We start from the raw sequence: 20,059 nt of genomic DNA, 5'->3' as shown, positions 1-20,059 counted from the left end.
CGACGTTTCGTGAAGCGTTGTCTCGTGACGCATGTCAGGCCTCCCGTGTCGCGAAGTCGATGCGCGGGTCGATCCACACATACATCAGATCAGAGACCAGCTTCAGGATCAGACCGATCAGGGTATAGAGATACAGGGTGCCGAAGATCAGCGGGTAATCGCGCTGCAGGACAGCCTCGAAGCCGAGCAGTCCCAGCCCGTCGAGGGAGAAGATCACCTCGATCAGCAGCGAGCCGGTGAAGAAGATGCCGACCAGCGCCGCGGGCAGTCCGGCGATGATGATCAGCATGGCGTTGCGGAAGACATGCCCGTAGAGGATGCGGTTCTCGCTGGCCCCCTTGGCGCGTGCCGTCAGGACGTACTGCTTGTGGATCTCGTCCAGGAAGCTGTTCTTGGTCAGCATCGTCAGGGTCGCGAAGCTGCCGATCGCGGAGGCCAGCACGGGCAGGGCGATGTGATGGAAGTAGTCCAGAATCTTGCCGGCGGTGGACAGCTCCTCGAAGTCCGGCGAGGTCAGCCCCCTGAGCGGGAACCAGTCCAGATAGCTGCCGCCGGCGAATACCACGATCAACAGGATCGCGAACAGGAAGCCCGGGATGGCGTAACCGACGATGACGACGCCGGAGGTCCAGATATCGAAGCGCGAGCCATGCACCAGTGCCTTGCGGATACCCAGCGGGATCGAGACCAGATAGACCAGCAGCGTGGTCCATAGCCCCAGCGAGATGGAGACCGGCAGGCGCTCCAGCATCAGGTCGATCACCGGGCGATCACGGAAGAAGCTGTCGCCGAAATCGAACTGCGCGTAGTCGACGACCATGTCGGTGAAGCGCTCCCAGACCGGCTTGTCGAAGCCGAACTGCTGCTCCAGCTCCTCGATCAAGGCCGGGTCGACCCCTGAGGCGCCGCGATAGGTCGAGGAGCCCCCACCACCGCTGGTGACACCATCACCGCCGCCACTGTTGAGACGGGTGCTGGCACCGGCACTCATGCCGTCCAGACGTGACATCAGTTGTTCGATCGGGCCACCGGGGGCGGCCTGAACGATCAGAAAATTCAGCAACAGGATTCCGAGCAGCGTCGGAATCATCAACAGAATCCGGCGCAGAATATAGGCACCCAATGGCAATCTCCCTGCGTGCCCCTCATCGCCGGCATCTGATGTGCGGTGCAAGGGACATCGGTTATTGGTGTCGTGAACGCGTAAGCCAGTTGTCTTTCATGCCCGGTGCATTCATCCGAAACATACGTCCGGCGTGCTCTTTCGATTCATTCACCCGACTCAGGCGAGGCATCCTTGCCGGGCTCGATCCACCAACTGTCCAGGCTCAACTGGTATTCCGGGAACGGCTGCGGATAACCGAACTTGTCCCACAGCGCGATACGCGTCGCCGCCAGATGCCACTGGGGCACGACATGGAAGCCCCAGCGCAGCACACGGTCGAGTGCCCGCGTCGCACTGAGCAGGTCTTCGCGGGTCTGCGCCTGGATCAGGGTATCGGTGAGTGCGTCCACCACCGGGCTTTTCAACCCGATCAGATTGCGTGAGCCAGCCACGTCGGCATAGTCGCTGGTCCAGTATTCGCGCTGCTCGCTGCCGGGACTGTTGGACTGCGGATAACTGCCCACCACCACATCGAAGTCGAAGCTGCGACGGCGATTGATGTACTGATTGACGTCGACGGTGCGAATGCGCGCCTTGATGCCGATGCGCGCCAGATTGCGAATCCACGGCTGGATGATGCGCTCGAACTGGGTGTCGTAGTTGAGCACCTCAAGCGTCAGCGGTTTGCCGCTGCTGCGGCTGACCAGTTGGCCCTTGACCACTTCATAGCCCGCTTCGCGCAGCAGCCCCAACGCCTTGCGCAGGCGAGGGCGCAATTCCTGTGGCTCATCGATCGGCAGAGGCTTGTCGAAGACCGCGCTGGGCAGCTCATCCTTGAAGGGCTCAAGCAGCGCGAGCTCCTTGCCGGTGGGCATGCCATCCGCGGCCATGTCCGAATTCTCGAAATAGCTGTGGGTCTGCTGGTAGGCACCGTAGAAGAGGTTGCGGTTGATCCAGTCGAAGTCGAAGACCAGCGCCAGTGCCTCACGGACTCTCGGGTCCTGAAAGCGTGCGCGCCGCTCGTTGAGCACGAAGCCCTGCATGCCGGCCGGGTTGCTGTCCGGGACTTCCAGCTTCTTCAGACGACCCTCATGCAGCGCGGGAGTGTCGTAGGCCGTCGCCCAGTTCTTGGCGCTGCTCTCGACGTGCAGATCGATGCTGCCGGCCTTGAAGGCTTCCAGCGACACGGTCTGGTCGCGGTAATAGTCGTAGACCAGCGTCTGGATGTTGTGGCGGCCCTTGTTGACGGGGAGGTCCTTGCCCCAGTAATCGTCGACGCGCTCATAACGCACCTGGCGACCGGCATCCAGAGACGCCATGCGATAGGGGCCGGAGCCCAGGGGAAAGTCCAGGGTGGCGCGGGTGAAGTCGCGGCTCTTCCAGTAGTGTTCCGGCAATACCGGCAGCTGCCCGATGATCAGCGGCAATTCACGCGCGGCATCGGGCGCCATCTCGAAGCGCACCGTGTCGGCATCGATCACGCTGACGCCGGTGACATCGTGGTAGTAGCTCTTGAAGAACGGCAGGCCTTCATCCTTGAGCAGGCGATAGGTGAAGACGACATCTTCGGCAGTCACCGCCACGCCATCATGGAAACGCGCCCGAGGGTCGATATCGAATTCGATGGCGCTGCGGTCCTCGGCCAGGCGGACGCCACTGGCCAGCAATCCGTATTCGGTGAAGGGCTCATCGGCGGAGGGGATCATCAGGGTGTCGTAGATCAGTCCGCCGAAGTAATTGAGCCCCGCCACCGAATTGCCCTTGAGGATGAAGGGATTGGTGGAGTCGAAACTGCCGATGGCGGCGCGCGTCATGCGCCCGCCGACCGGCGCCTCTGGATTGACGTACGGGAAGTGCGTGAAGCCGGGCTTGTGGGCGGGCTCGCCGTAGATGGCCAGGCCATGCACGGTCGGGACGTCCAGCGGTGTCTGCACGTTCGAGGTGGGGATACTGGTTGCCTGCGCGCTGGTTGCCTGCGTGGCCGACGCCATGTCGGCGCTGGGACGTGAATCGGCAGATTGCTCGCTATCCGCATTGGACCCGGCTGCATTGGGCTCAGCCGCGTTGGCCGTGGCAGTGAACGAGCCGCTCACCATCAGCGCCCCCAGGCATAGCGCGCGTAGCGCGGCCCAGCGACGGTGGGTGAGTGAAGAAACACGCTGCATCGAAGACTTCCTTGACTGAATGACCCGGGCCTCGCGGCCGTGATGAAATGACCGGCATCTGGGCAGCGACTGGTTTGCGCCTGACTCGCCATCAACTCCGCTGGTTTGGGCCGCCTCAGCGGCTGTCCATACAGCTGTCGACGCACTACCGTGAGCTGCCTAAAGTTGCAGGAGAACTGCAGGCGCGCTGCAGCAGGTGCACGCCACGCGCCGGGCTGCGGCCGGTCTCCTTGCATCGACCCCGCCAAGAGTAACGAAGTTCCCTGTCAGCGGCCATGCTGCGGCGTTTGAATCGCAAACGCCCCCACCATCACGGATGGCAGGGGCGTTGAGGAATCGCCTATCAAGCGTCGTGCAACGACGCGTGAATCGACTGACTCAGTTGGCGCTGTAAAGGGTCAGCATCTGACCGGGGCGCAGGTAGTCCGCAGATGACAGCTTGTTCCAGCGCGCGAGCTGGCGAGTGCTGACATTGTGACGTGCGGCGATCAATGACAGGGAATCGCCACTCTTCACGCGCACCTTCTTCTCGCCGTTGGCCGAGGCCAGCTGGGTGGCCACCGAGGCGCCGCGGTCCGGCACCATCAGTGCCTGGCCGATGCGGATGGTGTTGCCCGAGAGGCGGTTCTTCTGCTTCAGCTCGGACAGCGTCAGGCCATTGCGGCGTGCGATGACGGACAGGGTGTCGCCGCGCTTGACGCGATAGCTGGCCCAGCTCTGGCGCGCTTTTTCAGGCAGCGTGGCCAGCTGGCTGAGGAAGGTGTCGCGGGCGGTGGCGGGAATCACCAGCGAGCTGTCACCCGGCGTGGTGGCCCAGCGCTTGTAGGCCGGGTTCAGGGCGCGCAGCTCGTCTTCGCTGATGCCGGCCAGCTTGGCGGCGGTGGACAGGTCCAGTTGTCCGCCCGTCTCGACGGCCGCGATTTCCGGCCTGTCGTCAATCTTCGGCAGCGAGAGCCCATATTCCTCAGGGTCGCGAATCACCGCGGCCAGTGCCAGAAGCTTCGGCACGTATTCCATGGTCTCGTTGGGCAGCTTGATGTTCCAGTAATCCTCATCGCCACCGGCGCGGCGGCGTGCACGATTCACGGTGCCAGCACCGGCATTGTAGGCGGCCAGCGCCAGCTCCCAGTCGCCGTCATACCAGCGCTCGCCCTGGGTCTCCAGGTAATCCAGCGCGGCATCCGTGGACAGCAACACGTCCTTGCGACCGTCATACCAGCGGTTGCGTGTCAGCCCCATGGCGTCACCGGTGCGCGGCATGAACTGCCACATGCCGGTCGCACCGCCCGGATGGGCGGCATCCGGATCGTAGGCGCTCTCGATGAAGGGCAGCAGTGCCAGCTCTGCCGGCAGGCCGCGTGCTTCGGTGCGCAGTGTCACGTAGCGAATCCAGGGGCGGGCCTGTTCCGCGATACGCTCCACGTGGTGGGGGTGCTCCTGATACCAGCTGATCCATTTGCGCACGCGTGGACGACCGGTGTCCTGCTGCAGCTGATAGCCGGCGCGCAGGCGCTCCCAGACGTCGTCGTAGTGCGCGGGAATGGCGTCGACGGCCTCCATGAAGTTCAGCGGGGCGCGCTGATATTCACTGGTGGGCGAGACCCCGGACACCATCGCTGAATTGGCGCTGGCGGTCAGCGGCATCAGGCACAGGGTGGCACCCAGAGAGGCGAGGCGAATCAGGTGACGCAGTCGAGCCGGACGGAAAGGGGCCTGGGTCGGAGTGACACGACACGGCGTGTCGGCGGCCATCTGGCCGTCGGTACGGAGGTCTTGCTGATGCATTGACGAAATACTCTCTGGCGAGCCGCGGCTGGATGGGTCAGCAGCGGCTCGGCTGGCCGGTCATGCCGGCACGAATCAGTGACTGCGGGGGCTGATCGAGATCAGGAATGTTCTCGACCCGCTGTCACGCGAAATGCCACTCACGCCGCGCTCCAACTGCTCACCTGGGTGGCGTCAGAACGGGGGCAATGGCACGCGGGCAGCAGGGCTAGAAGTTGTCCTTCCACTGACGCAGTGCCGTGAAGGCCGCCAGTGGGGAATCTTCCTGACCCGAGGGTGCCGAGAGGCGTCCTTCCTGCTCGAGGTGGCGTTGCAGCGCGACCTCATCACTGCGCAGGAACGGATTGATCTGCTTTTCTCGGCCGATGAGGGTGGGCAGCGTGGGGCGGCCCAGTGAACGCAGCTGTTCACATTCTGCGTTGAGGGTGTCTCGCGCGGGGTTGTTCGGCTCGGCGGCACTGGCGAAGGCCAGGTTGGCCAGCGTGTACTCGTGTGCCGGGAAGACGAGCGTCTCTTCCGGCAGAGCGGCGAGGCGCGACAAGGAGTGATGCATCTGTTCTGGCGTGCCCTCAAACAGGCGACCGCAACCGCCACTGAACAGGGTGTCGCCGCAGAACAGCAGTCCCGGCATGCCGGAGCTGACAAAGGCGATGTGATCCAGCGTATGGCCCGGCACTTCCATCACCTCGAAGAGGCGGCCCTGCAGGCGGAAGCTGTCGCCATCGCCGACACGCTCGTCGATACCGTGGATGGCCGGATTGTGCGGGCCAACCACGCGAGGCTGATAGCGTTCGATCAGCTCCGGCAGGCCGCCGGTGTGATCCTGGTGGTGATGGGTGATGAGGATGGTATCGAGGGTCAGGCCTCTGGACTCCAGGGCCTCCATCACCGGGCGTGCATCACCGGGGTCGACGACCGCCACGCGGGGGTTGTCGTCGCTCTGTATCAACCAGATGTAGTTGTCCTGAAAGGCCGCTATGGGCGTTACGCTCATCATGGTGGTCAGGTGCTCTTGATGTCTTGCAGTCATCGATCGAAGCAATGACAGGCCAGTGACGCGAAAAGGGGCTTCATACGTCCTCGCCGTGGGTTCGGCCAGGCTGAAGCAGATGAACATGGCATGTCATCATCGCCTGCAATGCTGATGGGCAGGCGGTTCCATCGACTCCTTACTGAGAGTTAGTTGTCGAAAGCGGCATAAGATCATGCTCAGAGACGGCTCAGGACGGTCGTGCTCCTGGCCGCTCCCCTGGCCGCGTATGTGGGCGGGAGGGGCAATCCGTATGCTCTATCATCGACAACGCATTTTATGGGTCATTCGCAGGATGTTGGGCAACACCTTGCTTCACTCTATCCTGAGTGTTGGGCCGGGCGTGTCGAGACGCTCGGTGCCCGCAGTCCTGTTCAAGACTCGCTTGTCGGCATTTCGTTCCCGGTCAGACTCGCCGTGTGCGATCAGGCGCCGAGTGGCTGACGCAGAGCCCAACAAGAAGAGTCCAGCAGGAAAAGTCACGACTGGCCGCCGGTGCCAAAGTCCATGAGCGCCATCAATCGCAAGGCCAATAGCCAGCACGGTGATGCCCAGTGGATTGATTCGTGGCGGGAATCTGAATTTTCCGGATAACAAGCCTGACGAGCCAGCAGGTAAGTGTCAAACCTCTTATGGTGTGAGAATGTAGACAAGTGTCAAAGCCTGTCTATGCCGTGGGGAGTGTCTCCCCGCCTGAAGCCCGGGAGATGCAAGATGTGGAAAGGCCCCTTTGGTGTGAATGACTCCGGTGCGGACAAGGCCAGCGCGTCCCTGACCGCCGAGGAGCGCCAGCGCCAGCATGCGCGCCAATTGAGTGCCCATGTGCGCGCCATGCGTGCCTTTTTCGAGGGCCCGGATGGGCAGGACATCCTGACGGCGGAGCGCGAGATGCTGTCGCCGCTGTTCGAGCGCTGCTTCGGTTTTCACAGCCTGAACCTGGGCCCGGGCGGCAATGACCTCCTGTCACTCTCCGCCATTCGCCATGCCATCCAATGGAGTCCCGAGGCGGCGCTCGCCGAGTCGCCATCCACCTTGATCTGCCCGCTGACGCAGCTGGCTTTGCCGGACGAGAGCATGGATCTGGTGATGCTCCACCATCTGTTGGAGGTCGCGCCGGAGCCGCACCGACTGCTGCGCGAGGCGGCCCGTGTCCTGCGCTCCAGTGGCTGTCTGGTCATCGTCGCCTGGCAGCCGTTCTCCGGTGAGGGGCTGCTGCGTCTGGACCCGCGGCGTCGCCATATCACTCCCTGGGAGGGTAGCTGGCGAACACCGGCGGCCCTGCGCGATTGGCTGGCCTTTGTGGATTTCGAGATCGAGCGTATCGACTATGCCGGCTTCCACCTGCCGGGGTTACGCCTGCGACACGGTTGGCTTGAACGCATGGGGCGCCGCTACAACCTGCCGCTGGGAAGCCTGATGTTGATACGGGCGCGGCGCAATGTCGGGTACGTGCAACCCTTGAATGCCAAGCGACCGCGAGTCGCCATTCCCGGTGTCTCCATCGGCCAGGCCACGCGGGTGCATTCCCGGGAGGGGCATGTGAAGCGTGAGTCGCGCAGAGATCTGTCTGAGCGCGGCTAGCTTGGCGGCTCGCTGCAGGGCTTCCTTTTCTTCAAGGCTTCAGTCTGGCGGAAGCTGTAAAAAAACACAGGGACTTTGGCCATGCTGCATGCGAGTGGGTAGAATGGCGCTCATTGTGGCGAGGCCTGCTGTTGCCGCGGGAGCGCTACCGGAGAGTGATTGTCAGGGGCCGGTTTCCAAGCCCCGCCTCTGCGGGCCAGGCTTGCCCCTGTCGTGACAGCCAGCGCCGTCGCACTTGCCCGTCTTCGTTTCCTTTGTCGAGAGTGCCGTTTGTGAGCCAGAGTGCATCCACGCCCGAATCCCAGAATCCCTCCGCTGCTGCGACGTCCGAATCCAAGGCTGCGCCGACTCGCGTGGTCATCCACACCGATGGTGCCTGTCGTGGCAACCCGGGCCCGGGTGGCTGGGGCGCGATTCTGGTCAGTGGCAAGCATCGCAAGGAACTCAATGGCAGCGAGGCCCAGACGACCAACAATCGGATGGAGATGATGGCGGCGGTCGAGGCACTGACGGCGCTCACCAAGCGCTGTCAGGTGGTGCTGTGGACCGACTCCGAATACGTCAAGAACGGCATCACCAAGTGGGTGCACGGCTGGGTCAAGCGCGGTTGGAAGACGGCAGCCAAGCAGCCGGTCAAGAATGAAGATCTGTGGAAGGCTCTGCTGGCCCAGAGTGAGCGTCATGATATCGAGTGGCGCTGGGTCAAGGGGCATAGCGGCGATGAGGGCAACGAGCGCGCCGATGCGCTGGCCAACGAGGCCATCGACGAGATGCAGCGCCGCCGCTGATTGCCTCGGCTGGCAGGAACACCGAGCGTGGTGGCCAGCCGTGTTTGAGCACGGACATGCAGGATCCGATATTGAGGCACCCTGATGCGCGGCCCGAAGGTGAGGGCAGATGTCGGTCAGGGAGCTGTCACTGTTTACCAAGAGGTCTGAGATGCGTCAGATTATTCTCGATACCGAAACGACAGGTATCGATCCGAAGGAAGGCCATCGCCTGATCGAGATCGGCGCGGTGGAGATGATCAACCGCCGCCTGACCGGACGCACCTACCATCAGTACGTCAATCCTGAGCGCTTGATCGATGCAGAGGCGATCGGGGTCCACGGCATCACCGATGAGCGAGTCGCCAACGAGCCGGTCTTCGCCGAGATTGCCGATGCCTTCTGGGACTTCATCAAGGGTGCCCAGCTGGTCATCCACAATGCGCCCTTCGATGTGGGCTTCATCGATCACGAATTCGGGCTGATCAACCCCGGGCGTGCCAACCCGTTGGGCCCGGTCGCCGATCACTGCGCCATTCTCGATACCCTGAAGCTGGCCCGAGAGAAGCACCCCGGACAGCGCAACAACCTGGATGCGCTGTGCAAGCGCTACGATATCGACAACGGGCATCGTGTGCTGCACGGCGCCTTGCTGGATGCCGAGATTCTCGGCGACGTCTATCTGGCGATGACCGGTGGCCAGACGGCGCTGGGCCTGGACGTGATAGAGGAAGGCGATGGCGAGGAGGGCGGTATCGTCGGGGTTCGTCGCCTGCGTGCCGATCGCCCACGTCTGGTCACGCCCGGCCTTTCCGCGCTGGAACTTGAGCGTCACTCGGCCTGGTGTGAAGAGATTCGCGGCAAGGCGGATGAGTGCCTGTTCGATCGCCTCTCGATCGATGCCTTGGGCAGTCTTGATAGTGTCAGTATTGATAGTGCCAGTCTTGAGGGCGCCAGCCTGGACAGCCGAGGCAACCGCGGAGACGACGCCTGATGTTGATTCGTGATCTCTCGCGTGTGACCCAGCGCCATGGTTATCTGATTCGCGTGGGGCGTGATGGCGTGGCGCCTGCGCCGGATGGCGGCATCATCCAGCCCATCGCGGACTGGCCCAGCGGCGCCGTGGCCCTCGGGGAATGGCAGGGCGCGCCGATTGCGGTGTTCGGTGAGAATGGCAGTGCCGATTGGCCCGCCGCGCGTCAGTGGCTGCATACGCTGCCCCGCGATCAGTTTCCGCTGCTTTCCAGTGCGTTGCAGGTGCTCAAATGGCTGCGAGACCATCGATTCTGTGGCCGTTGTGGCAAGCGCATGAAGCGTCTGGAGCATGAATTCGCCATGCACTGCACCGGCTGTCAGCATCGCAGCTACCCGCGTATCTCGCCGTGCATCATCACGCTGATCACCCGGGGCCGCGAAATGTTGCTGGCCCGCAGTCCGCGCTTCGGGCCGGGCATGTATTCGACCCTGGCGGGCTTCATCGAAGCCGGTGAAAGTGCCGAGGAAGCCGTGCGGCGTGAGGTGCACGAGGAAGTCGGTGTTGAAGTCGGGCGAGTCAGCTATTTCCAGAGTCAGTCTTGGCCGTTCCCGCACTCGTTCATGCTGGGCTACTACGCGGAATATGCCGGTGGCGACATCACCATCGATGGTGTCGAGATCGAAGATGCCCAGTGGTTCACGCCGGAAGACTTGCCGGGGCTGCCCCCGAAGTTCTCGATCTCGCATGCCTTGATCGACAACTTCCTGCGCTCGGTCGCGACGGGCCGCTGATATTGCAGGCCTCTCCCCAAAGAAAACGCCCCGACCATTGGCCGGGGCGTTTTCTTTGGCTGGTGCATCAAGCGAACCTTTCCATCGGGCTTGTTCGCAGCGATGCACCTGCTCAAGCAGACGCTTACTTGTTCGGGAACAGAGACGTCAGCTTGGTGGCCAGCATGATGTTGCCGGTGGCTTTCAGGCGGCCTGTCATGAAGGCCTGCATGCCGTCGACTTCGCCCTTCATCACGCCCTTGAGGGTGTCGCTGTCGGTGCTCAGGGTCACGGACGGATCATCGTGCTCACCTTCGCCGACGTCCAGAGTGCCGTCCTTGACGACCATGTAGTAGTCATCGCTGTCGGTGATGTTGAATTGAAAGACCTCATCCATGCCCTTGGCGGCTTCGGGGTTGAAACGGCTCTTGAGCATGTCGATGACGGCGTTGGCGTCGGCCATGGTGATATTCCTTGTCAGTGCTAGCGGTGGAGAAAGGCCAATGATCACGGGGAAAGATGACGTACATGGCGAGGGGTGGGGTGTCGTTCATCACCTTGCTCACCATGAAGTGATCACGCTGCTGACCTTCAAGACTGACATCAGATTATTTCAAACGAGCGTTCCAATCAAGTCGTGTGATCGATCTGGCGTGTTCCGCGCTTCAGCGCTCAGCTCTGAACCTGCAGAAGTAACGTGCAAACATAATGTACAGGGATAACGTACAGATCGCGTCCAGGTCACCTGGAGAACCCGCACAGGCGGCTCGCCAGTCCCATGACAATGCGAACAGTGTGAAATCTGCCCAGGTGCCAGCCAGCCTTGCAGGCGGGCAAGCTTGCCCCCATATCGAGTACCATCCCGCACCGGCCCTTTAGCCGGTGATTTCGTTATGGGGTCCTGGTCGTGTGGCAAATGTCTTGACCTTCTGCCCGGCAGCCATGCACTCGAGAGCGAGCGTTTGTCGCTCACGTGCTGGCGAGAGATCAGACACCTTCTTCAATGTTTCAGGAGCAAGTGCATGCAATGGATTTCACAGTACGGCCTCTTTCTGGCCCAGGCGATCACCGTAGTGGTCGCGATCGCGGCCATCGTGCTCATCATTGCACGTGCACGACAGGGGGAAGCGGGGGAGCGCCAGGCCAAGCTGAAGATTCGCCCCTGGCATGAGCGCATCAAGGGCTATCAACGCGAATTGAGCCACGCTGGCCTGGAAGAGGCCGAGTACGCCGCCAAGGAGAAGGCGCGGGCCAAGAAGCACAAGCAGGAAGCCAAGGCGCTCAAGAAATCGCTCAAGGCCAAGGCGAAAGCCAACAAGGGCGGCAATGCAGACAAGGACGATGCGCCGGCCAATACGCGTGGGCGTCGGGTCTTCGTGCTCGACTTCGTCGGCGACATCAAGGCCAGCGGTGTGGAAAGCCTGGCGGAGCAGATCACGGCGCTGGAAGGCGTGCTGGGTCAGCAGGATGAGGTCGTGCTGCGACTGGAGTCCGGTGGTGGCCTGGTGCATGCCTATGGCCTGGCCGCGGCACAGCTGGACCGTCTGCGTGCCAGTGGCGCGCGCCTGACGATCACGGTCGACAAGGTCGCGGCCAGTGGCGGCTACATGATGGCCTGTGCGGCGGACCACGTGGTGGCAGCGCCCTTTGCGGTCATCGGCTCGATCGGTGTCGTGGCTCAGGTGCCCAATGTGCACCGTCTGCTCAAGAAGCATGATGTGGATGTCGAGATTCTGACGGCGGGGCGTTACAAGCGCACCTTGACCATGCTCGGCGAGAACAGTGAAGAAGGGCGTGAGAAGTTCCTGTCGGACCTGGCGCGCACCCATGAACTGTTCAAGCAGCATGTCGGCAGTCGTCGTCCGCAATTGGACGTCGAGGCAGTGTCCCAGGGCGATATCTGGTATGGCAGTGAAGCCATCGATATCGGTCTGATCGACGAGGTCGGTACCAGTCAGGCGTTGCTGGCACGCTATCTGAAGGAAGAGGTCAAGATCTTCGAGGTGAGTCTCGAGAAGCCGCGCCGCGTGATGGACCGTTTCGGCAAGGGCGTGACATCGAGTCTGGATCGTGTGCTGGACCGCGTGCTGGAGCGCAATGCGGAGTCGCGCTGGCATCAGCAATAAGTGACAGATTGCCGTCGCGGGCGAAGAGAAGAGGCTTGGAAGGCCATTCCGTGGCCTGCCCGATCTTGTTGGAGTCGGCGAGTGATACAGATGTCTAGCGGGTCACGATCAGCGTGACTCAGCGACATTCCCCTCAAAGGGCGTCAGTCACCGGCTGGCGCCCTTTTTCAGTTATAGAGGTCCTGCAGGGCACGAATGACACCTGCGGCGTTGGGGCCTTGCAGCGAATAGTAGATGGTCTGCGAAGCGCGGCGCGTCCGCACCATGCCTTCACGACGCAGAATCGCCAGATGCTGCGACAGCGCGGACTGCGACAGTTCCAGGCGCGAGTTGAGCTCGCTCACCGACATTTCGCTGTCGCTGAGCAGGCACAGGATGCGCAGACGATTCTCGTTGCCCATCGCCTTGAGCAGGGCAGTGGCTTCTTCGATGACGCGGTCACCGGCCTGGTGCAGGGTGATGGCATCGCTGGACACTGGCATGGGGTTATTCCTTGCAGCTGTAGAAAGTGTTGCGTTCATGCGGTCTCTCCCGGTCGGTCTATCTTGGTGCATCCCGAGGGACGCAATGGGCCATTGGCATGTTGTTATGACCTAACCTTGTTTTAGTGAATGATCAATAACTCCGCGTGCTACGTCCAAGACAATCTTAAACGATAAATCATCGACTTTGTCGTTCTCAGGCTTTGACTTTTTGTCGCATCTGCTGTGAGACCACGTTCAAGCGTATGTTTTATTGTGCGAATGACGCCTTTCACGCTGTCAGCTCGTCTGCGACCAAGGATTGAGTATAAGACCATCAGACGCTGAAAACGGTGAGCCGAGCGCGTTTGAAGGGCGATTTTTGGCCTAATGTTTCAACGTAACTATCGGTTCAGGCATCTCTGTCCTGCCAGTCCTTCCTCCATCGTCGTCTGTCGCATCGCCGTTGGCGAGCGACATCAATGACGACATGAAAAGAGGTCCGGTCAACGGGCCCCGGAGACAAGGCCTTGCGCCAGAACAGGCAAGAGATGCCCACAAAGCCATTCGTGGATCACGAGGTACGCCATGCCCGACGCCAATCACTCCTGTGCACGCGAGCGTTATCTAGCTCTGACGGCAAGAGCCAACGAGACGCCAGAAGACTTCTGGGCTGAGCAGGCGCAACGCATCGCCTGGTTTCGCCCGCCGCAGACCATTCTGGCCTGGGACGAGCAACAGCATGCACGCTGGTTCATCGATGGCGAGATGAACATCTGCCATGCCGCGCTGGATCATCACGTCGCCAATGGGCGCGCGGATCAGGTCGCGTTGTACTGGGATTCGCCGGTCACCCAGAGCAAGCGGCAGTACACGTTTCGTGAGCTGCGTGATGAGGTGGCCCTGCTGGCGGGGGCATTGCGCAATCTCGGGGTGGAGAAGGGCGACCGTGTCGTGCTCTACATGCCGATGGTCGCCGAGGCCATGATGGCGATGCTGGCCTGTGCACGTCTCGGGGCGGTGCATTCAGTGGTCTTCGGCGGCTTTTCCCCCAAGGAGCTGGCGGTACGCATCGATGACGCCGCGCCCAAGGTGATCATGGCGGCGTCCTGCGGGGTGGAAGTCGATCGCATCATCCCCTACAAGCCCTGGCTGGATGAAGCCATCGAGCTTGCCGAGCATACCCCGCAAGCCTGTCTGATCCTGCAGCGTGAACAGCAGCGGGCGACACTCGGGCCGCGTGATCATGACTGGCATGAATGTCTGGCCAGCGCCCAGGCCACCGAAGCGGTCAGCATGCTGGGCAGCGAACCTCTCTATGTCCTCTATACCTCCGGCACCACCGGCAAGCCCAAGGGGGTGGTGCGTGATCACGCCGGCTACGCCGTGGCGCTGCATTACTCAATGGAGCTTCTCTATGCGACCCGCCCCGGGGATACCTTCATGGCGGCCTCGGACATCGGCTGGGTCGTCGGCCACTCCTATATCGTCTATGGCCCGCTGCTGATGGGGGCCAGTACCGTCATGTATGAAGGCAAGCCGGTCAAGACCCCGGATGCCGGAGCCTTCTGGCGCTTGATCGAGGAATACCGCATCAACTGCTTCTTCACTGCGCCGACGGCATTTCGCGCCATGAAGAAGGAAGATCCGGAAGCCAGTCATATGGCCAATTACGACCTTTCCAGCCTGCGCAGTCTGTTCCTGGCCGGAGAGCGACTGGACCCGCCGACCTATCACTGGCTCGCCGATCTCCTGCCGGTGCCGGTCGTCGATCACTGGTGGCAGACCGAAACCGGCTGGCCCATCGCCGGCAACCTGCTGGGCCTCGACATGTTCACCGAAGGCACCCGCGAGGTGAAGGCGCCGGTCGAGGCGCGTGCCGGTAGCGCCACCTGGCCGTTGCCGGGCTTCAATGTGCAGATTCTCGATGGCATGGGAGATGAGGTGCCCACGGGAGAGCAGGGCAATGTCGTGCTGCGTCAGCCGCTGCCGCCGGGCTGCCTGACCGGACTCTATCAGGACCCCGGGCGCTTCCATGCTGCCTATCTTGCCGCCTACCCCGGCTATTACCTGTCCGGTGATGGCGGCTACTTCGATGAGCAGGGCTATCTGTTCGTGATGGGACGCATTGATGATGTCATCAACGTGGCGGGGCATCGCCTGTCGACGGGCGAGATGGAGCAGGTGCTCGGTGCACACGCCGCGATCGCGGAATGCGCGGTGATCGGCATCGAGGATTCGCTCAAGGGCGAGATGCCGTTGGGGCTGGTGATTCTCAAGGATGGCTGGCAGGGGGATGAAGCCAGCCTGTGCGCCGAGCTTGCCCAGCGGATACGCCAGGAAATCGGGGCCTTTGCCTCGCTCAAGGAGGTGCTGATCGTCGAGCGCCTGCCCAAGACGCGCTCCGGCAAGATACTGCGCAAGATGATCCGTCAGATCGCCGCGGGCGAGCAATACCAGGTGCCCTCGACGATAGATGACCCCTCAAGCCTGGAAGATGTACGTGAGGCGCTGAGCGAGGCCGGCGTCGGTCAGGCGAGTGAGGCACGTAGCGCGTGAGTCGAAGAAGTGACATTGCGGATGCATGACGCGGCTCGCGCTGCTCCAATAATGAAAAAGCCCCCGCCATGAGACATGGCGGGGGCTTTTTTTCAGCAAGGCAGCATTTATTGCATCAGGTGCGTGCCACGACCGGATTGGTCATCTCGCGGCGTGCAAGCCAGGCAATGCTGATGACCAGCAGACCCGCCAGGCTCAACCAGCCGAACAGGGTACTATCGGTCAGGCCCATCACCAGGTAGGCGATCAGCGAGATCGCGGCACCCAGCAGGGCGTAGGGCAGCTGGGTCATCACGTGATCGATGTGATGGCAGCTGGCACCCGTCGAGGACAGGATGGTGGTGTCGGAAATCGGCGAGCAGTGATCCCCGAACACGGAACCGGCCAGCACCGCGCCCATCATCGGCAACATCATGGCGAGCTCGGTGGCGGCCGCCATGTCACCGGCGATGGGCAGCATGATGCCGAAGGTGCCCCAGCTGGTGCCGGTGGCAAAGGCCATCAGGCCGGAGAGCACGAACAGCAGCATCGGCAGCCAGGTCGGAGACACGACGCCCTCGACCAGCGTGGCCAGGTACTGGCCGGTCCCCAGAGAGCCGATGATGCCGGTCAGCAACCAGGCGAATACGAGGATATAGACGGCCGGCAGCATGGAACTGGCGCCCTGGGCGATGGCGCTCAGGCTGCGGCCAGCGCCCATGCGATGACGCAGCAGCATCACTACCGCGGCCAGCAGGCCGATGGCGCCGCCGATGATCAGTGACTTGGCGACATTCGTCAGCTCGAAGGCGCGAATCAGACCGAAGGCCTCGCCCTCGGCGGCCAGTGCGCTGGCGCCGGTCTGCACGATCATGAAGAAGGTCGCGATGACCAGCACGATGATCGGGATCAGCAGGTCCATGGGGCGGCCACGCTCGGACTCTTCCACGTGGGTGTTGCCCGGCGGATTGCCGCGCTTGGCATCGAAAAGCTCACCGTCGCGCGCCGCGATGGCATGACGGCGCATGGCACCGAAGTTGATGTCGAACCACGCCGAGGCGATCACCAGCACCAGCGCCGCAATCGCGTAGTAGTTGAGGGCGGACAGCTCGAGGAAGGCACCGAACGGGCTGACATCCGTGATGTGGTGGGTCGCCAGGATACCGGCGATCAGGCTGATGATGTAGGCACCCCAGCTGGAGATCGGCGTCAGCACGCAGACGGGCGCGGCGGTGGAGTCGATCAGATAGGCCAGGCGCGCGCGCGACAGCCCCTGACGATCGGTCAGCGGGCGACAGATGTTGCCCACGGCCAGGCTATTGAAATAATCATCGATGAAGATGAATACCCCCAGCAGCACGGTCATCAGCTGCGAGCCACGGCGGGTCGTGACTCGCGCCCGCGCCCAGTTGCCGAAGGCACGGGTGCCGCCTGCCAGCGTGATCACGCCGACCATGGCACCCAGTGCCAGCAGGAACAGCAGGATATAGACGTTCCAGCTGTTGAGGCTGGCCTCGGCAAGCTGACCGCTGTCCGGCATCTCGATGAAGACGGCAACCAGCTGCTGCCAGAGATAGTGCAGCGTGACGAGCGGCGAGAAATCATTCAGCAGCAGGGCGCCTGACACGATACCCAGCCCGAGGGAGAGCATGACACGACGTGTCAGTATTGCGAGACCGATGGCTATGATCGGGGCGAGCAGCGAAAGCGGGGACGCCGCGTAGCTGGTCAGTTCCATGTATCACCTGTAATCAAAGGCAGGCGCCGGGACAAAGCGCGCTACCGGGTGCCGTTATGGCGGTTATGGTGCGTGGGTGTCAGGGAGTTGCACCGCCTGATCGCAGCGCACACTCGCGGGATCGCCGTTGCGCAACGGCAATCGATGAGTCGCGAGCCTGCGCCCGACAAGTCCTGGGCCGCCACTGGCAGGCGGCGACTTCCGGAAGGGGGCGCATTATGCCCGAGCCAAACAAGACGTGAAACATTACCGTGTTCATCTAAAGTCTAGGTTTCAGTGAAAAACACCGCCATTACGCTATTTTTCCCCTAGAATTCGGGCGTAGAAGACCGCTTTACAGTGGGCTCTTCTTGCTTATCCCCGTGGGATATGAAGAATGGCGCTCACCAAAGCATGTCGAGCAACCCCATCGTAGTGGTTGCTCGCTGTCAGTCGCAGGAAAGTCATGGGCTTTCCGTTGCCCTGGCAGCGTCGACAAGACCAAAAACCCGCCAAAGCGAGACCGACATGTCGGAAACAACGTCCATCATTCCAGCGCCGATTCTGGCGTTGATCGATGCAGGCAATGGCCTGCTGTGGGGCAGTGTATTGATTTACCTGCTCATCGGAGCGGGTCTCTTCTTCACGGTCATGACCAAGGGTATCCAGTTCCGCTATTTCGGACACATGTGGAAGCTGCTGGCCACATCTCGTCAGGGCAGCGAAGGCGGCATCTCTTCCTTCCAGGCACTGGCCACCTCTCTGGCGGCGCGCGTCGGTACCGGTAACCTCGCCGGTGTCGCCGTGGCGATTTCCCTGGGTGGCCCGGGCGCCATCTTCTGGATGTGGATGACGGCGCTGGTCGGCATGTCCACCAGCTTCATCGAGTCCACCCTGGCGCAGGCCTACAAGGTCCCCCACGATGACAACACCTTCCGCGGTGGCCCGGCCTATTACATCGAGAAGGGCCTCGGTCAGCGCTGGATGGCGATCCTGTTCTCCGTGTGTCTGATCATCGCCTTCGGTCTGGCCTTCAACTCCGTGCAGTCCAACTCCATCGCACTGGCCATGGAGCAGGCCTTCAGCGTGCCGCCGTGGATCATGGGCGTGGTGCTGGTCGTGGTCATGGTGCCGATCATCTTCGGTGGCATGAAGCGCATCACGCGTACCGCCGAGCTGATCGTGCCGATCATGGCGCTGCTCTATCTGCTGCTGGCCATCTTCGTCGTGGCTATCAACATCACCGAGCTGCCGGCGGCGCTGGGGACCATCTTCCGCAGTGCCTTCGGCCTTGAACAGGCTGCAGGTGGCGCGCTGGGCTACACCATCGCCCAGGCGATGATGAACGGCATCAAGCGGGGTCTGTTCTCCAACGAAGCGGGTATGGGTTCCGCCCCGAACGCCGCCGCGATGGCGACCACCAAGCACCCGGCTTCCCAGGGCTTCGTCCAGATGCTGGGCGTGTTCATCGACACCCTGGTCATCTGCACCGCGACCGCGGCCATCATCATCATGAGCGGCACCCTGGGCAACGATGGCGGCAATGACGGCATTCAGATCACCCAGGCGGCGCTGTCCTCACAGGTCGGTAGCTGGGGTGGCGGCTTCGTGGCGATCGCCATTCTGCTGTTCGCCTTCACCTCTCTGGTGGCGAACTACTCCTATGGCGAGTCCAATATCGAGTACATCGCCGGCAAGAAGAACGCCAAGGCCGTCATCATGGTCTATCGCTTCGCCGTGCTCGGCATGGTCATGCTCGGTGCTGTCGCCAGCCTGAAGAACATCTGGAACTTCGCTGATCTGTCGATGGGCGCGATGGCCTTGATCAACCTGATCGCCATCCTGCTGCTGTCGCCGTTGGCCTTCCGTATCTTCAAGGATTACGACCGTCAGCATAAGGCCGGCAAGGAGCCGACCTTTGATCCGGAGCAGTTCCCGGAGCTGAAGGGCAAGGTCGATGCCAGCATCTGGAAGAAGTGACTCTGACACTCGCTTTCATTGCATGGATTTCATTGCATCGCTGTCTTTGCAACGTAAGGGGCGCCGGGGGAGACTGACGGCCTGACCATCTGGCCAGATTTTCCCCGCAGGTACCTGTCAATGGCCGCGCATCGTGATACGATGCGCGGCCATTTTGCGTTCTGGCGATATGCAAGCCTCGCGGCGGTTGTCAGTGAAGCATGTCGGCTGACGCATGCCTGCAACGCTCAATCGCTGCGACAAGGCGTCAAGGCCGATGTCAGGCCATGGCAGCTGATGTCAGAATCGACGACGCAAACCTCAACACGCTCGTGACAGGGTTCCCTCACCCCTGGACGACGGCTTTGATCCAAAAAGGACCTGCAATGCTACTCCTCTCGTCTGCCCAGACGCAGCGCGCACTCGTCGCCCTGGCCCTGTTTCACATCCTCATCATCACCGCCAGCAATTACCTGGTGCAGTTGCCGATGACCCTGTTCGGCTTCCATACCACCTGGGGCGCCTTCAGTTTCCCGTTCATCTTCCTGGCAACGGATCTGACCGTGCGTCTGTTCGGCAAGTATCAGGCGCGGCGCATCATTGCGCTGGTCATGCTGCCGGCGCTGTTGGTCAGCTACATGGTGTCGGTGATGTTTCAGGCGGGCAGCTTTGCCGGGGTAGAGGCACTGGCTGACTTCAATCTGTTCGTGGCCCGTATCGCGCTGGCAAGCTTCATTGCCTACGTGATCGGTCAGTTGCTCGACATCCAGGTGTTCGATCGTCTGCGTCGCAATGCCCACTGGTGGATCGCGCCGTTGGCGTCGACATTGTTCGGCAATCTCGCTGACACCTTTGCCTTCTTCTCGGTGGCGTTCCGCAATGGGCCCGATGCTTTCATGGCGGCTCACTGGGTCGAGATCGCCTGGGTGGATTACGCGATCAAGCTGGCCATCTCGATATTGCTGTTCCTGCCGATGTACGGATTGTTGCTCAATCGCCTCACGAACCAGTTGCTCAAACGCGGCTTGGTCGATGAGCGAGAGCCTGTCTGACATAAAACTGTCATATCATTTTCTCCC

General features: G+C 61.9%; 15 protein-coding genes. 8 read left to right on the top strand and 7 right to left on the bottom strand.

Annotated elements, in window-relative coordinates:
- Window positions 1-34: 34 nt before the first annotated feature.
- From ACJJV2_RS09030 to gloB, 4 genes are all read right to left on the bottom strand, one after another.
- The gene (locus ACJJV2_RS09030; protein WP_107334889.1) at window positions 35-1,123 is read right to left on the bottom strand and encodes a microcin C ABC transporter permease YejB; all 1,089 of its coding nucleotides are present in this window, start codon (window positions 1,121-1,123) and stop codon (window positions 35-37) included.
- A 146-nt stretch (window positions 1,124-1,269) separates the two neighbouring features.
- On the bottom strand, window positions 1,270-3,270 hold the full coding sequence (locus ACJJV2_RS09025; protein ID WP_405280168.1) for an extracellular solute-binding protein: 2,001 nt from the start codon (window positions 3,268-3,270) through the stop codon (window positions 1,270-1,272).
- A 378-nt stretch (window positions 3,271-3,648) separates the two neighbouring features.
- Window positions 3,649-5,055, bottom strand: a complete 1,407-nt coding sequence (locus ACJJV2_RS09020; protein WP_225348027.1) for a LysM peptidoglycan-binding domain-containing protein — start codon at window positions 5,053-5,055, stop codon at window positions 3,649-3,651.
- 208 nt (window positions 5,056-5,263) lie between these two features.
- A complete protein-coding gene (gloB, locus tag ACJJV2_RS09015; protein WP_107334887.1) occupies window positions 5,264-6,052 on the bottom strand; it encodes a hydroxyacylglutathione hydrolase in 789 nt (262 codons plus the stop codon).
- 747 nt (window positions 6,053-6,799) lie between these two features.
- Here gloB and ACJJV2_RS09010 point away from each other — a divergent pair.
- The 4 genes from ACJJV2_RS09010 to nudC all read left to right on the top strand — a co-directional run bounded on the left by ACJJV2_RS09010 (window position 6,800) and on the right by nudC (window position 10,200).
- On the top strand, window positions 6,800-7,666 hold the full coding sequence (locus tag ACJJV2_RS09010; protein WP_279836327.1) for a class I SAM-dependent methyltransferase: 867 nt from the start codon (window positions 6,800-6,802) through the stop codon (window positions 7,664-7,666).
- Window positions 7,667-8,019: 353 nt separating this feature from the next.
- Entirely contained in the window at window positions 8,020-8,454 is a 435-nt protein-coding gene (gene rnhA, locus ACJJV2_RS09005) for a ribonuclease HI (protein WP_054556047.1), read from the top strand.
- A gap of 151 nt (window positions 8,455-8,605) precedes the next feature.
- Window positions 8,606-9,427 (top strand): DNA polymerase III subunit epsilon, encoded by an 822-nt coding sequence (dnaQ, locus tag ACJJV2_RS09000; protein WP_348471366.1) that lies wholly within the window; start codon window positions 8,606-8,608, stop codon window positions 9,425-9,427.
- Entirely contained in the window at window positions 9,427-10,200 is a 774-nt protein-coding gene (gene nudC / locus ACJJV2_RS08995; RefSeq protein ID WP_107334885.1) for an NAD(+) diphosphatase, read from the top strand. Before dnaQ ends, nudC begins: the two co-directional genes overlap by 1 nt.
- Window positions 10,201-10,324: 124 nt before the next feature.
- Here the strand turns inward: nudC and ACJJV2_RS08990 are convergent, their stop codons facing one another.
- The gene (locus tag ACJJV2_RS08990) at window positions 10,325-10,642 is read right to left on the bottom strand and encodes an SCP2 sterol-binding domain-containing protein (protein WP_043332726.1); all 318 of its coding nucleotides are present in this window, start codon (window positions 10,640-10,642) and stop codon (window positions 10,325-10,327) included.
- Window positions 10,643-11,201: 559 nt separating this feature from the next.
- Here ACJJV2_RS08990 and sohB point away from each other — a divergent pair.
- Window positions 11,202-12,305 (top strand): protease SohB, encoded by a 1,104-nt coding sequence (gene sohB, locus ACJJV2_RS08985; RefSeq protein ID WP_405280160.1) that lies wholly within the window; start codon window positions 11,202-11,204, stop codon window positions 12,303-12,305.
- A gap of 167 nt (window positions 12,306-12,472) precedes the next feature.
- Here the strand turns inward: sohB and ACJJV2_RS08980 are convergent, their stop codons facing one another.
- Window positions 12,473-12,787 (bottom strand): helix-turn-helix transcriptional regulator, encoded by a 315-nt coding sequence (locus ACJJV2_RS08980; RefSeq protein WP_054556050.1) that lies wholly within the window; start codon window positions 12,785-12,787, stop codon window positions 12,473-12,475.
- A 567-nt stretch (window positions 12,788-13,354) separates the two neighbouring features.
- On the opposite strand from ACJJV2_RS08980, the gene ACJJV2_RS08975 reads away from it, so the two are divergent.
- Window positions 13,355-15,325, top strand: coding sequence for an acetate--CoA ligase (locus ACJJV2_RS08975; protein WP_405280156.1), 1,971 nt, complete (start codon window positions 13,355-13,357; stop codon window positions 15,323-15,325).
- Window positions 15,326-15,440: 115 nt separating this feature from the next.
- Here ACJJV2_RS08975 and ACJJV2_RS08970 read toward each other — a convergent pair whose 3' ends face one another.
- Window positions 15,441-17,042, bottom strand: coding sequence for a Na+/H+ antiporter NhaC family protein (locus ACJJV2_RS08970; protein WP_405280153.1), 1,602 nt, complete (start codon window positions 17,040-17,042; stop codon window positions 15,441-15,443).
- A gap of 507 nt (window positions 17,043-17,549) precedes the next feature.
- Here ACJJV2_RS08970 and ACJJV2_RS08965 point away from each other — a divergent pair.
- Window positions 17,550-19,001, top strand: a complete 1,452-nt coding sequence (locus ACJJV2_RS08965) for a sodium:alanine symporter family protein (RefSeq protein WP_279830388.1) — start codon at window positions 17,550-17,552, stop codon at window positions 18,999-19,001.
- A 365-nt stretch (window positions 19,002-19,366) separates the two neighbouring features.
- The gene (locus ACJJV2_RS08960) at window positions 19,367-20,032 is read left to right on the top strand and encodes a 7-cyano-7-deazaguanine/7-aminomethyl-7-deazaguanine transporter (protein ID WP_200019710.1); all 666 of its coding nucleotides are present in this window, start codon (window positions 19,367-19,369) and stop codon (window positions 20,030-20,032) included.
- Window positions 20,033-20,059 lie beyond the last annotated feature (27 nt).

The sequence above is a fragment of the Cobetia sp. Ld8 genome (genome assembly GCF_045066615.1).
Classification (GTDB): Bacteria; Pseudomonadota; Gammaproteobacteria; order Pseudomonadales; family Halomonadaceae; genus Cobetia; species Cobetia amphilecti.
The sequence above is the reverse complement of the archived record's forward strand: the minus strand, read 5'-3'. Positions and strand labels throughout refer to the sequence as shown.